This window comes from Mesorhizobium sp. URHB0026, assembly GCF_054059755.1.
Genome location: NZ_JBSSCN010000001.1, coordinates 4,229,974 through 4,242,749, shown reverse-complemented (window position 1 = coordinate 4,242,749; position 12,776 = coordinate 4,229,974). Strand labels below are relative to the sequence as shown.

The following is a 12,776-nucleotide window of genomic DNA, read 5'->3' as shown; positions in this document are numbered from 1 at the left end:
CTATATGCAGCGCGGGCTCAGGTCTGGCGGGAGGACTTGTAAACGTTGACGCCCAATTCGCGAATCTTCTTGCGCAGGGTGTTGCGGTTGAGTCCCAAAAGCTCCGCGGCCTTGATCTGGTTGCCGCGGGTTGCCGTCATTGAAGCCAGCACCAACGGATATTCGACTTCGGACAGGATGCGCTCGTACAGACCGGCAGGCGGCAATTCGCCTGCAAAGGAGGCAAAATAGCGCTGCAGGAAGTGCTCCACCGCCTGCCCAATGGAAAGATCGTCGGGAATGAGATTGCCGCCGCCTGGTACCACGGGTTCGCCTGTCTTGAGCTCCGTCTCGATGATCTCGGCGGAAATCTCGTCCTGCGAATAAAGCGCGGCGAGCCTGCGGACCAAGTTTTCCAACTCGCGCACATTGCCTGGCCAGGGATAGCGCTTCATCAGTTCGATGCCGCCGGAAGAGATGCGCTTGGTCTGCAGCCCCTCCATTTCGCCGAGCTTGAAGAAATGGCGCACCAGATCGGGCACGTCCTCCGAGCGTTCGCGTAGCGCCGGCAACCTGAGCGGCACGACATTGAGACGGTAGAAAAGATCCTCGCGGAAGAGGCCCTGGTTGATCAGCGTACGCAGGTCCTTGTTGGTGGCGGCGACAATGCGCACATCGGTCTTGATCGGCGTGCGGCCGCCGACAGTCGTGTACTCGCCCTGCTGCAGGACGCGCAGCAAACGCGTCTGCGCCTCCATCGGCATGTCGCCGATCTCGTCGAGGAACAGCGTGCCGCCCTCCGCCTGCTCGAAGCGGCCGGTCGAGCGGCTCTGCGCGCCGGTGAAAGCCCCCTTCTCGTGGCCGAACAATTCCGATTCGATGAGATCGCGCGGGATAGCCGCCATGTTGATGGCAACGAACGGACCGCCACGACGGCGCCCATATTCATGCAGCGCTCGTGCCACCAGTTCCTTGCCGGTGCCGGATTCGCCCGAAATCATCACCGTCAGGTCGGTCTGCATCATCCGCGCCAGCATGCGGTAGATGTCCTGCATGGCCGCCGAACGGCCGACCAGCGGCATCGTTTCGGGCGGCTCTTCTTGCCTGGCATCGATCTTCGGCCGCCGGGGCTCGGACAAAGCGCGGTTGACGATGTTAAGGAGTTCGGTCAGGTCGAAAGGCTTCGGCAGATATTCATAGGCGCCAGTTTCGGAGGCGCGGATCGCCGTCATGAAGGTATTCTGGGCGCTCATGACGATGACGGGCAGTTCCGGCCGCGCTTTCTTGATGCGCGGCAGCATGTCGAAAGCGTTCTCGTCCGGCATCACGACGTCGGTGATGACGAGGTCACCCTCGCCGGCCGCGACCCAGCGCCACAGGGTCGACGCGTTGGAGGTGACGCGCACCTCGTGACCGACACGCGACAGGGCCTGATTGAGAACGGTGCGGATCGCAGCATCGTCGTCGGCGACCAGAATATTGCCGCGAACGGTCATTTGCGGTCTCCTTCACCGTCTTGATCAGCGCCAAGCGCCGTTTCCTTCCAGGCCGGCATCAGGACCCGGAATGTTGTCGCGCGCGGCGTCGAATCGCATTCGATGATGCCGCCATGTTCACCGACGATCTTGGCGACCAGCGCCAGCCCGAGCCCCGAGCCGTTCGGCTTGGTGGTAATGAAGGGATCGAACAGGATCGGCAGGATATCCTCCGAGACGCCGGAACCATTGTCGCGCACGCAGAACTCCAGCGGCAGCGATACGCGATCCTGCGTGCCCGGAACCGAAACGCGGATACCGGGCCGGAAGGCGGTGGACAGCACGATCTCGCCCTGGGGGTCGTTGCCGATCGCCTCGGCGGCGTTCTTGATCAGGTTGAGGAACACCTGGATCAGCTGGTCGCGATTGGCAAATACCGGAGGCAATGACGGATCATAGTCCTTCAATATCTTGATTTTCCTTGCGAAACCGTTCTTTGCGATCGCTTTCACGTGGTCGAGCACCACATGGATGTTGACGGGATAGCGGTCGATCGGCCGCTCGTCGGAAAACACCTCCATGCGGTCAACCAGCGACACGATACGGTCCGTCTCGTCGGTGATCAGCCGCGTCAGCGCGCGATCCTCATCGGAAGCGGACAGCTCTAGCAGCTGAGCCGCCCCCCTGATACCGGAGAGCGGGTTCTTGATCTCATGCGCCAGCATCGCCGCCAGACCGGTCACCGAGCGCGCGGCGCCGCGATGCGTCATCTGCCGGTCGATCTTGTCGGCCATCGACCGCTCCTGGAACATGACCACGACGGAGCCCGGAAACTCCGGCACCGGCGCGACATAGAGATCGACGACCTTTTCGATGCCGAGGCGCGGCGACGAAACGTCGACCCGATATTCGTTGACGGGCGCGCGGCGCTCACGCACCTGGTCGACCAGTGTCAGCAGGGGGCTGCCGAAGGGTATGAGCTTGGACAGGGTGTTGCGCGCCAGCATGGTCGCGCTGGAGCGAAAGAAGTCCTCGGCATCGGCATTGGCGAAGGTGATGAAGCCTTCCTCGCTGATCATGATCACCGGGCGGCGGATCGTGTTTAGTACGATCTGGGCAGCACCCGCCATTTCAATGCCTTGGCCAGGGTTTGCGGTCATGCGGCGCTCCGCAGGTTCAAGGTTTGCGGATCGCGCGAAAACACGTCACGCAGCAAGGCAATGACGCAGGCAGGTTCGGACGCGGTCAATATCGCTTTCCTACTCTCCCCAGCGACACCTCCGGCATGTCGATCGAGATACCAGCCCAGATGCTTGCGCGCCTGGCGCAGGCCGCTCTCGATGCCGTAAAGCGCCAGCATGTCCTCGTAGTGGGCGACGACATAGTCGGCAATCGCTTGCGGGGTCTCGGGAATGCCGGGCGAAAATGTCCCGGCGGCAGCCGCAGCGATGCCGCCGGCGACCCACGGCGCGCCATAATGGGCGCGACCGACCATCAACGCGTCGGCGCCGGACTGTTCGAGAACGGCGGCTGCCTCGCCTGGGGAGCAGACATCGCCATTGGCGACGACCGGAATGGAAACAGCCTCCTTGACGCGAGCGATGGCGCGCCAGTCCGCCTTGCCCAGGTAGAACTGGCAGCGTGTGCGGCCATGGACCGTGACCATCCTGACGCCCGCCTGCTCGGCCCGGCGCGCCAGGACAGGAGCGTTGAGTGCGCCTTCGTCCCAACCCAGCCGCATCTTGACGGTCACCGGCACCTTGACCGCTCCTACCACGGCCTCGATCAGCGAGAGCGCGTGGTCGAGGTCCAGCATCAATGCCGAACCGGCATAGCCACCGGTAACCTTCTTGGCCGGGCAGCCCATGTTGATGTCGATGATGTCGGCGCCCTCGCCCGCGGCGATCCGCGCGCCTTCGGCCATATGCATGGCCTCGCGCCCGGCAAGCTGAACCATATGGACCGGCAGTCCGGAATGGCGTATCCGCAGGTCACAACCCGCCCTGCCCTTGGCGAGTTCGCCGCTGGCCACCATTTCGGACACAACCAGGCCTGCGCCATGCCCATGGGCGCGCTGCCTGAACGCCTCGTCCGTGATCCCCGACATCGGCGCGAGGAAGACGCGGTTGCGTATTCTGACGCCGCCGACGTCGAGAGGCTGGGCCAATCCGATCAAGTTAACCATGCACAAAAACCAAGCACGTCCATTCGTTGCACATTCTCTAGCCAGATCGAAAGAAATGTGCAACGCGGAATGACGCCACATTGAGGCGCAATTGGGAAAATGCTGGCCTTCGGCCTTGGCCGCGACTAGGACCGGACTGCATGACTGGCGCAACCGAAAATCAGGCTCCGGATCCGGGTGGCAAAGTCGCGGTGGTTATCGTCGCGGCCGGTCGCGGCGCGCGCGCCGGACAAACCGATGGTCCGAAGCAATATCAACGAATTGGCGGACGCGCCGTCATCGCTCGTGTCATAGACATTTTTCTGGCGCACCCGCTCATCGGCCGGATCGTCGTGGCTATCCATGCCGAGGACCGCGAGCTTTTTCAGCAAGCGGTCGGAACCGATGCGGATCGGGTAACGGCAATTGCCGGAGGCGCGACCAGGCAGGATTCGGTTCGGCTCGGGCTGCAGGCGCTGAGAAGCTACGCGCCGGACAAGGTTCTCATCCACGACGCCGCGCGCCCCTTTGTCGACATGGATCTGATCGACCGCACCATCGCGGCCATCGGCGAACGTGAAGGCGCGCTTCCCGCCCTGCCCGTCGCCGACACGCTGAAACGCGAATCGGAGACCGGTATGGTCGGCGAAACGGTGCCAAGGAGCGGGCTGCACGCGGCCCAAACGCCGCAAGGTTTTCCCTTCCTCGCGATCATGACGATGCATGAGCAAGCCTACAACAGCGGCAAATCCGACTTTACCGACGACGCGTCGATCGCCGAATGGATGCAAATGCCGGTGAAGCTCGTTCCCGGATCGCCCGACAATGTCAAACTCACATGGGCACGGGACATCGCCATGGCGCACCAGCGACTTTCCAGCGAGCGGACACACTTTCCCGATATCCGCACCGGCAATGGCTACGATGTCCACGCCTTCGAGCCCGGCGACCATGTTACGCTTTGTGGCGTCGCCATCCCGCATGACAGGAAACTGTCGGGCCATTCCGACGCGGATGTCGGCCTGCACGCCCTGACCGACGCGCTGCTGGCTACCTGCGGTGCCGGCGACATCGGCACGCACTTCCCTCCGTCCGATCCGCAGTGGAAAGGCGCTGCATCGCGGATATTCGTCGAACATGCCGCAAGACTAGTGCGCGAGCGCGGCGGACGCATCGCCAATGCCGATATCACGCTGATCTGCGAGGCGCCCCGCGTCGGCCCGCACCGCGAGGCGATGACATCAGTCCTTTCGCAGATGCTGGGCATTTCCGCCGAGCGCATCTCGGTCAAGGCGACAACCAACGAGAAGCTCGGCTTTGTCGGTCGCGAGGAAGGTATCGCGGCTATCGCCACCGCCAGTGTGGTGTTTCCAGGCGAGGTTCCGGAATGACCAACAGCGAACTGGCGGTCGCCCTGTTTGAGGCGTGCCGGGAGCGCGGCATCATGCTGGCGACCGCGGAAAGCTGTACCGGCGGGATGATCGCCGCCGCGCTGACCGACATTGCCGGTTCTTCCGCCGTGGTCGATCGCGGCTTCATCACCTATTCCAATGAAGCCAAGATGGACATGCTGGGCGTTCGCGCCGCCACGCTCGACGTGCATGGTGCGGTTTCCCGCGAGACAGCCATCGAGATGGCCGCCGGAGCGCTCGCCCGTTCGCGTGCCGGGTTGGCGCTGGCCGTCACCGGCATTGCCGGTCCGGGTGGCGGTTCCAGGGAAAAGCCTGTCGGGCTGGTCTGGTTTGGTGTTGCGGTGAACGGCCGACCCGTAACGGCTGAACGAAAGCTGTTCGCCGACGACGGCCGTGACTTCATCCGCCGGGAAACCGTCCATCATGCACTTGAGCTCGGCTTGCAGGCGCTTGGCGAGAGTTAGGCCGCCGGTTTCTTACCGTAGCTGATGTCGGCGCGCTTTTCAAAGGCCTCGGCGAACATGCGGAAGGCACGATCGAACATCGTGCCCATCAGCGCACCCAGGATGCGGCTCTTGAATTCATAGTCGATGAAGAAGCGCACGGCACAGCCGGCGCCATCCGGCTCGAACCGCCAGACATTGCTCAGATATTTGAACGGACCGTCGATATACTTCACGTCGATGGCATGTTCGTCGGGCTTGAGCAGCACCTGCGTCGTGAAAGTCTCCCGGATGGCCTTATACCCGATGCTCATGTCGGCCACGAGGATGGTGCGCCCGTCACGCTCCTTGCGCGAGCGGACCGTCAACGCTTCGCAAAGCGGCAGGAATTGCGGGTAAGTTTCGATGTCGGCGACCAGCGCGAACATCTGCTCAGGCGTGTGGGCGACGCGGCGGGTGGCTTCGAATTTCGGCATGAAACCGGCGTTAGACCAATTTCTGGAGCTGCGCTTCGCGCGCGGCGCGCAGCCGGGCGAAATCGTCGCCGGCATGATGCGAAGAGCGTGTCAGCGGGCTCGATGCCACCAGCAGGAAACCCTTGGTCTTGCCGATCGTCTCGAAGGACTTGAATTCCTCCGGCGTGACGAAGCGGATCACCGGGTGGTGCTTCTTCGACGGCTGCAGATATTGGCCGATGGTCATGAAGTCGACATTGGCCGAACGCAGATCGTCCATCAATTGCAGGATTTCGTTCCGCTCCTCGCCAAGGCCGACCATGATGCCGGACTTGGTGAAAATGGACGGATCGAGTTCCTTGACCCGCTGCAGCAGCCGGATCGAGTGGAAATAGCGGGCGCCTGGCCGAACCTTCAGATAATTCGACGGCACGGTTTCGAGATTGTGGTTGAAGACGTCGGGCCTGGCCGCCACGACGATCTCCAGCGCGCCTTCCTTGCGCAGGAAATCGGGCGTCAGGATTTCGATGGTCGTCAGAGGCGTTGCCGCCCGGATCGCTCGGATGACATCGGCGAAGTGCTGCGCACCGCCATCGTCGAGATCGTCGCGGTCAACGGAGGTGATGACGACGTGGCTGAGGCCCATTTGCTTGACGGCATGCGCGACACGCGTGGGCTCGTCGGAGTCGAGCGCGGTTGGGATGCCGGTGGCGACATTGCAGAAGGCGCAGGCGCGCGTACAGATCTCGCCCATGATCATGAAGGTGGCGTGCTTTTTTTCCCAGCATTCACCGATGTTCGGACAACCGGCCTCTTCGCATACGGTCACCAGCTTGTGCGATTTCACGATCTCACGTGTCTCGGCATATCCCTTCGACACCGGCGCCTTGACGCGGATCCAGTCCGGCTTGCGCAATACCTCCTGGTCGGGCTTGTGGGCCTTCTCGGGATGCCGCGGCCGCGGCGCGTTGGCGATCGTGTCGAGGACAGTGACCATCTGAACCCTGGCCTTTCTTGCGACCGCCCTTCGGCGATCGTCACTTTAACGTCATCTAAGACTTTTCAGGACAAAGAAAAAGGCTGCAGCGGCGCATGCCGCTACAACCGTTTTCGCATAGCCGAAAACGATATCGACTAACGGCGCACCAGGCGACCGACCCAGATCAGCAGGCAGGCACCGATGAAGCCGGTGATCAGATAGGCGGTCCAGCCGACACCGAACACGCCGATGTTGAGCGCCTGCAGGACTGCGTTCAGCACCACCGCGCCGACGATGCCCATGATAATGTTCATTAATATGCCGGTGTTGCTCTTCATGACCATTTCGGCCAACCAGCCTGCCAGGCCGCCGATGATGATTGCTGCGATCCAGCCCACGCCGTTCAAGTGCATATGCCTTCTCCTTGCGCCAGTAAAAATGCATTCGGAAACGAACTGCTTCGCCGTCCAGATCCCACGGCTTTGACAGCTGAGTCTCCCGCGGGGAATCTATCATGCGTTCAAGGCGCGGCCATAGGCGTCGAGCACGCTTTCCTTCATCATCTCGGATAGCGTCGGATGCGGGAAGATGGTGTGCATCAGCTCTTCCTCGGTCGTTTCGAGGTTCATCGCCACGACAAAACCCTGGATCAGTTCCGTGACTTCGGCGCCGACCATGTGCGCGCCGAGCAATTGACCGGTCTTCTTGTCGAAGATGGTCTTGATGAAGCCTTGGTCTTCCCCAAGCGCGATGGCCTTGCCGTTGGCCGCGAACTGGAAGCGGCCGACGCGGATATCCTTGCCCTCGGCCTTGGCTTTTGCTTCCGTCAGTCCAACCGAGGCGACCTGCGGATTGCAGTAGGTGCAACCAGGGATCTTGAGCTTGTCCGTGGCGTGAACACCGGGGAAGTTCGCGATCTTCTCGACGCACACGACGCCCTCGTGCTCGGCCTTGTGAGCAAGCATGGGCGGTCCGGCGACATCGCCGATGGCGTAGATGCCAGGCACATTGGTCTTGCCGTAACCGTCGATGACCACGCAACCGCGCTCGGTCTTAACACCGAGTGCTTCAAGGCCGAGGTTCTCGATATTGCCCTGAACGCCGACGGCCGAGATCATGCGGTCGGCGGTGATCTTCTCGACCTTGCCGTCCTTCATCTCGACATGCGCGGTAACCGAGTTCGCCCCCTTCTCGACCTTGGTCACCTTGGCCTCGAGGATGATCTTCATGCCTTGCTTCTCGAACTGCTTTTGCGCGAATTTCGAGACTTCGGGGTCCTCGACCGGCATCACCGCCGGCAGCAGCTCGACCACCGTGACGTCGGCGCCCATTGTGCGATAGAAGGAGGCGAATTCGATGCCGATGGCGCCTGAGCCCATCACCAGCAGCGACTTCGGCATCTCCTTCGGCACCATGGCTTCGAAATAAGTCCAGATCAGCTTGCCGTCCGGCTCGATGCCGGGCAGAGCGCGTGGCCGGGCGCCGGTCGCCAGGATGATGTGCTTGGCGGTGTAGGTGCCCTCGCCCTTGACGCCTTTCGGCACCGGCGGCTGCGGCTCCATCGGCTTCTTGGCCGTCTTGGAAACCACGATCTCACCGGGTTTGGATAGTTTGGCCTCGCCCCAGATGACGTCGACCTTGTTCTTCTTCATCAGGAAGGCGACGCCGCCATTGAGCCTGAGCGACACTTTTCGCGACCGATCGACGACGGCGGCGGTATCGGCACTGATCTTGCCGCCATCGAGCTTCAGGCCGTAATCCTTCAGATGATCGGAATAATGCATGATCTCGGCCGACCGCAGCAGCGCCTTGGTCGGAATACAGCCCCAGTTCAGACAGATGCCGCCCAGATGCTCGCGCTCGACGATCGCCGTCTTAAAGCCGAGCTGGGCGGAACGCACTGCGGTGACATAGCCGCCCGGGCCGGAGCCGATGATGATGACGTCATAGTTCTCAGCCACGGGTTTTCTCCTTCAATCAGAGTTCCAGCATGACGCGCACGACCGGCGTCAGCGCCTCGCCAATGTTTCGCGTATTCTCGGCATCGAGGTGGACGCCATCGAGAGGTGTTGTTTGCGCCGCCGTGCCAGCGTCGAAGAAGCCGCAGCCGACCTCGTCGGCGAGCGCGGCGTATTGCGGCGCAAGCTGCTTCGAGGCCTCATCGCCGCCGGCGAACATCTCCCTGAAGTCGGCATTTTCGGTGCGGCTGACAAGAGGCGGCGAAACGATCAGGATCTGCGGTGCCGGCCAGTCGAACGGATAGTCGTGGCCACGCACGATATCGATCAGCCGCTGGATGCCTTGCTTGGCGGCAACCGGATTGCCATGGATCCATGGCTTCATGTCATTGGCGCCGAGCATGATGACGATCAGGTCGATGGGCGCATGCGTCGTCAACACCGTCGGCAGCAGCCGCGCGCCGTTGCGGTCGGCTCCGGCGAGATGATCGTCGAAAGCGGTGGTGCGGCCATTGAGCCCCTCGGCGACGACTTGAACGCCTTCGCCGAGCCCTGCTTGCAGCACGCTTGGCCAGCGATCCCCGAGCGCATGACGCCCACCTTCGGCGTTGTAGCCCCAGGTCAGCGAGTCGCCGTAACAAAGCACCGTCTTCATCCGTTCAACCTGCCTTTGTGTCGGCCACGCCGCGCTTCACGCGCCAGCGTACGAACAACCAATGGATGACGATCGTCACCAGGCCCGGCAGGCCGAGACCGGCAACCATCGGCATGTCTTTCCTGACCACCGCGGCGCTGCTGTCGCTATAGAGGATCAGCGCGACCAGCAGGATGAGAAGCGCCACAAAGGCAATCAGCGTCCACTTGCCCGCCTTGGCAACAGCCTCGACCGGATCGTTCGTCAATTGCGCGACGAAGAAGATGAAGGTGACGACAAAAGTCACCAGCACCGAGAACATGAAGACGATGATGTATTCTTCCTCGGCGACGGTGGCGACAGCCAACCATTGCGCGATAAGGCCGCCGGCCAAGCCGGAAATCAAAAAGGCGAAAAGGCTGGTGAAGAATATCCGCACAGCCTTTTCCTTTCCTAGACCAGCATGCCCATCGGATTCTCGATCAGCTTCTTGAAGGCGACCAGCAATTCGGCCCCCAGCGCGCCATCAACCGCACGATGGTCGGTCGACAGTGTCACCGACATCACTGTGGCGATCTTGATCTCGCCATTCCTGACCACCGCCCGCTGCTCGCCCGCGCCGACCGCCAGGATCGTCGCATGCGGCGGGTTGATGACGGCGGCAAAGTCCTTGATGCCGAACATGCCGAGATTGGAGACGGCGGTCGTGCCGCCTTGATACTCTTCCGGCTTCAGCTTGCGGCTGCGGGCGCGGCTGGCCAGGTCCTTCATCTCGTTGGAGATGACCGACAGCGTCTTGTCGTCCGCATGCCGGATGATCGGCGTGATCAGGCCGCCGGGGATCGACACGGCCACCCCGACATCGGCATGCTTGTGTTTGACCATGGCGCTCTCGGTCCATGAGGCATTGGCATCCGGCACCGCCTTCAGCGCCATCGCCATCGCCTTGATGACCATGTCATTGACCGACAGCTTGTAGGCGGGCGCCTCACCCTTTTCGGTCTTTTTCACCGGCGCAGCGGCATTGAGCTGAGTGCGTAAAGCCAGCAGCGCGTCGAGTTCGCAGTCGAGCGTCAGATAGAAATGCGGGATGGTGGTTTTTGCTTCGACCAGGCGCCGCGCGATGGTCTTGCGCATGTTGTCGTGAGGGACGAGTTCGTAGGAGCCTTGCTCGAACAGTTTCAGCACCTGCTCGTCCGACATCGCCTTCACCGGCGGGGCGGAGGCAGGCGCGCCAGCCGGAGCCTTGGCAGCCGGTGCCGCCTTGGCGCCACCACCGGCAATCGCGGCATCGACGTCAGCCTTGACCACGCGGCCGTGCGGGCCGGTGCCTGTGACCGCGGAGACGTCGACACCCGCATCCTTGGCGATACGGCGGGCAAGCGGCGATGCAAAGGTGCGTTCGCCAGCCGCGTTGCCATTGGCGGCCGGAGCCGCCTGTGCCTTGGGGACCGCGGCCTCGGCCTTTGGCGCTTCAGCCTTCGGCGCTTCGGCTTTAGGCGCATCGGTTTTCGGAGCTTCGGTTTTCGCCGGTGTGGCGCCGCCGCTTTTCGCCGCCGCGCCGGCATCTTCACCTTCCGCCGCAAGCACCGCGATCAGCGCGTTGACCTTGACGCCCTCGGTGCCCGCCGGCACGACGAGCTTGGCAACCGTGCCCTCATCGACGGCCTCGACCTCCATCGTCGCCTTGTCGGTTTCGATCTCGGCGATCACGTCGCCGGGCGAAACCTTGTCGCCTTCCTTGACCAGCCACTTGGACAGATTGCCCTCTTCCATCGTGGGCGAGAGCGCCGGCATGGTGATGTTGATTGGCATATTGTCCTCCCACCCGGTTCAGCGATATGCGACGGCTTTGACGGCCTCGATGACTTCGCCGACATTGGGCAAGGCCAGTTTTTCGAGGTTGGCCGCATAAGGCATCGGCACGTCCTTGCCGGCAATGGTGATGACCGGTGCGTCGAGGAAATCGAAGGCGCGCTGCGAGACCTGGTTGGCGATGTGGTCGCCAACCGAATTCTGCGGGTAGCCTTCTTCGACCACGACCAGCCGGTTGGTTTTCTTAACCGAGGCGATGACTGTGTCGAGATCGAGCGGACGGATAGTCCTGAGGTCGATGATCTCGGCGTCGATGCCCATGCCGCGCAGCTCGGCTTCAGCCTTCACCGCATAGGTCATGCCGATGCCGAAGGATACGATGGTAACATCCTTGCCTGCCTTGTGGATGCGCGCCTTGCCGATCGGCAGCACGAAGTCGTCCAGCTTCGGAACGTCGAAGGACTGGCCGTAGAGGATTTCATTCTCGAGGAAGATGACCGGGTTCGGGTCGCGGATCGCTGCCTTGAGCAGGCCCTTGGCGTCGGCGGCCGTATAGGGCATCACGACCTTCAGGCCTGGAATGTGGCTGTACCAGGCGGCATAGCACTGCGAGTGCTGTGCCGCGACACGGGCCGCCGCGCCATTTGGCCCGCGGAACACGATTGGCGCGCCCATTTGGCCGCCCGACATATAGAGCGTCTTGGCGGCGGAATTGATGATCTGGTCGATCGCCTGCATGGCGAAGTTGAAGGTCATGAACTCGACGATCGGCTTCAGCCCAGCCATCGCCGCACCGACACCAACCCCGGTAAAACCATGCTCGGTAATCGGCGTATCGACAACGCGACGCGGCCCAAATTCCTGCAGCAAGCCTTGCGTGATCTTGTAGGCGCCCTGGTATTCGGCGACTTCCTCACCCATCACGAAGACATCGCCGTCGCGACGCATTTCCTCGGCCATGGCATCGCGCAGCGCCTCGCGTACCGTGGTCGAGACCATTTCAGTGCTGGCAGGAATGTCCGGATCGGCAGCAAGTTTGGCCGCCGGGGCGGCGGGGACGGAGGCTTTCGGCGCCTCTCCAGCATCCTGCGGCGCCCGTTGCGAGCCTTCCTCGGCCGCGTCGGCGCGCTGGCCACCAGTTGACACCGCGTCCTGCGTGGAGGCGGGAGCCGCCTTGGAGCCCTTGTCGATGTCGCCAGAACTTTCGCCATCCTGCAGCAGAACGGCGATGGGGGTGTTGACCTTGACGCCTTCGGTGCCGGCGGCGATCAGGATCTTGCCCAGCGTACCTTCGTCGACGGCTTCGACTTCCATCGTCGCCTTGTCGGTTTCGATCTCGGCGATGACGTCGCCGGCGACGACCTTGTCGCCCTCGTTCTTCAACCACTTGGAAAGATTGCCCTCTTCCATGGTCGGCGAGAGGGCGGGCATCAGAATTTCGATCGGCATGTCCTGGCCCTCC

13 protein-coding genes are annotated in these 12,776 nt (G+C 62.5%); 2 read left to right on the top strand and 11 right to left on the bottom strand.

Going from position 1 to position 12,776, the window contains the following annotated elements; genetic code table 11:
• Nucleotides 1-17: 17 nt before the first annotated feature.
• The 3 genes from ntrC to dusB are packed head-to-tail and all read right to left on the bottom strand — an operon-like array spanning nt 18 to nt 3,639.
• A complete protein-coding gene (ntrC, locus tag ACVWWD_RS20740; RefSeq protein ID WP_352553156.1) occupies nt 18-1,475 on the bottom strand; it encodes a nitrogen regulation protein NR(I) in 1,458 nt (485 codons plus the stop codon).
• The gene (locus ACVWWD_RS20735) at nt 1,472-2,614 is read right to left on the bottom strand and encodes a two-component system sensor histidine kinase NtrB (RefSeq protein ID WP_457103299.1); all 1,143 of its coding nucleotides are present in this window, start codon (nt 2,612-2,614) and stop codon (nt 1,472-1,474) included. Before ACVWWD_RS20735 ends, ntrC begins: the two co-directional genes overlap by 4 nt.
• Nucleotides 2,611-3,639, bottom strand: a complete 1,029-nt coding sequence (gene dusB / locus ACVWWD_RS20730; protein ID WP_352553152.1) for a tRNA dihydrouridine synthase DusB — start codon at nt 3,637-3,639, stop codon at nt 2,611-2,613. Before dusB ends, ACVWWD_RS20735 begins: the two co-directional genes overlap by 4 nt.
• Before the next feature lie 140 nt (nt 3,640-3,779).
• Between dusB and ACVWWD_RS20725 the strand changes: the two genes are divergently transcribed.
• Together ACVWWD_RS20725 and ACVWWD_RS20720 are read left to right on the top strand one after the other, a co-directional pair.
• Nucleotides 3,780-5,009, top strand: coding sequence for a bifunctional 2-C-methyl-D-erythritol 4-phosphate cytidylyltransferase/2-C-methyl-D-erythritol 2,4-cyclodiphosphate synthase (locus ACVWWD_RS20725; protein ID WP_023783970.1), 1,230 nt, complete (start codon nt 3,780-3,782; stop codon nt 5,007-5,009).
• Entirely contained in the window at nt 5,006-5,494 is a 489-nt protein-coding gene (locus ACVWWD_RS20720) for a CinA family protein (RefSeq protein ID WP_352553149.1), read from the top strand. Before ACVWWD_RS20725 ends, ACVWWD_RS20720 begins: the two co-directional genes overlap by 4 nt.
• On the opposite strand, the gene ACVWWD_RS20715 is transcribed toward ACVWWD_RS20720, so the two are convergent.
• The 8 genes from ACVWWD_RS20715 to ACVWWD_RS20680 form a co-directional block, all read right to left on the bottom strand.
• Nucleotides 5,491-5,949, bottom strand: coding sequence for a type II toxin-antitoxin system RatA family toxin (locus tag ACVWWD_RS20715; RefSeq protein ID WP_457103298.1), 459 nt, complete (start codon nt 5,947-5,949; stop codon nt 5,491-5,493). The genes ACVWWD_RS20720 and ACVWWD_RS20715 overlap by 4 nt on opposite strands.
• Before the next feature lie 10 nt (nt 5,950-5,959).
• On the bottom strand, nt 5,960-6,925 hold the full coding sequence (lipA, locus tag ACVWWD_RS20710) for a lipoyl synthase (protein ID WP_023773673.1): 966 nt from the start codon (nt 6,923-6,925) through the stop codon (nt 5,960-5,962).
• A 137-nt stretch (nt 6,926-7,062) separates the two neighbouring features.
• Nucleotides 7,063-7,320, bottom strand: coding sequence for a GlsB/YeaQ/YmgE family stress response membrane protein (locus ACVWWD_RS20705; protein WP_023773672.1), 258 nt, complete (start codon nt 7,318-7,320; stop codon nt 7,063-7,065).
• A gap of 99 nt (nt 7,321-7,419) precedes the next feature.
• Nucleotides 7,420-8,868 carry a dihydrolipoyl dehydrogenase gene (gene lpdA, locus ACVWWD_RS20700; protein WP_023796048.1) on the bottom strand — a complete coding sequence of 483 codons (1,449 nt, stop codon included), beginning with the start codon at nt 8,866-8,868 and terminating at the stop codon, nt 7,420-7,422.
• 16 nt (nt 8,869-8,884) lie between these two features.
• Nucleotides 8,885-9,520, bottom strand: a complete 636-nt coding sequence (locus ACVWWD_RS20695) for an SGNH/GDSL hydrolase family protein (protein WP_023773670.1) — start codon at nt 9,518-9,520, stop codon at nt 8,885-8,887.
• A gap of 4 nt (nt 9,521-9,524) precedes the next feature.
• Nucleotides 9,525-9,938, bottom strand: a complete 414-nt coding sequence (locus ACVWWD_RS20690) for a hypothetical protein (protein WP_352553876.1) — start codon at nt 9,936-9,938, stop codon at nt 9,525-9,527.
• A 14-nt stretch (nt 9,939-9,952) separates the two neighbouring features.
• A complete protein-coding gene (locus ACVWWD_RS20685; protein ID WP_352595447.1) occupies nt 9,953-11,314 on the bottom strand; it encodes a pyruvate dehydrogenase complex dihydrolipoamide acetyltransferase in 1,362 nt (453 codons plus the stop codon).
• Between the two features lie 18 nt (nt 11,315-11,332).
• On the bottom strand, nt 11,333-12,763 hold the full coding sequence (locus tag ACVWWD_RS20680; RefSeq protein WP_352550654.1) for a pyruvate dehydrogenase complex E1 component subunit beta: 1,431 nt from the start codon (nt 12,761-12,763) through the stop codon (nt 11,333-11,335).
• Nucleotides 12,764-12,776: the final 13 nt, after the last annotated feature.

Coding starts and splice junctions, on each gene's coding strand:
- ACVWWD_RS20735 (WP_457103299.1), bottom strand. CDS start 2,614: ATGACCGCAAACCCTGGCCAAGGCATTGAAATGGCGGGTGCTGCCCAG.
- ACVWWD_RS20695 (WP_023773670.1), bottom strand. CDS start 9,520: ATGAAGACGGTGCTTTGTTACGGCGACTCGCTGACCTGGGGCTACAAC.
- ntrC (WP_352553156.1), bottom strand. CDS start 1,475: ATGACCGTTCGCGGCAATATTCTGGTCGCCGACGACGATGCTGCGATC.
- ACVWWD_RS20720 (WP_352553149.1), top strand. CDS start 5,006: ATGACCAACAGCGAACTGGCGGTCGCCCTGTTTGAGGCGTGCCGGGAG.
- ACVWWD_RS20705 (WP_023773672.1), bottom strand. CDS start 7,320: ATGCACTTGAACGGCGTGGGCTGGATCGCAGCAATCATCATCGGCGGC.
- lipA (WP_023773673.1), bottom strand. CDS start 6,925: ATGGTCACTGTCCTCGACACGATCGCCAACGCGCCGCGGCCGCGGCAT.
- ACVWWD_RS20725 (WP_023783970.1), top strand. CDS start 3,780: ATGACTGGCGCAACCGAAAATCAGGCTCCGGATCCGGGTGGCAAAGTC.
- ACVWWD_RS20685 (WP_352595447.1), bottom strand. CDS start 11,314: ATGCCAATCAACATCACCATGCCGGCGCTCTCGCCCACGATGGAAGAG.
- ACVWWD_RS20715 (WP_457103298.1), bottom strand. CDS start 5,949: ATGCCGAAATTCGAAGCCACCCGCCGCGTCGCCCACACGCCTGAGCAG.
- dusB (WP_352553152.1), bottom strand. CDS start 3,639: ATGGTTAACTTGATCGGATTGGCCCAGCCTCTCGACGTCGGCGGCGTC.
- ACVWWD_RS20680 (WP_352550654.1), bottom strand. CDS start 12,763: ATGCCGATCGAAATTCTGATGCCCGCCCTCTCGCCGACCATGGAAGAG.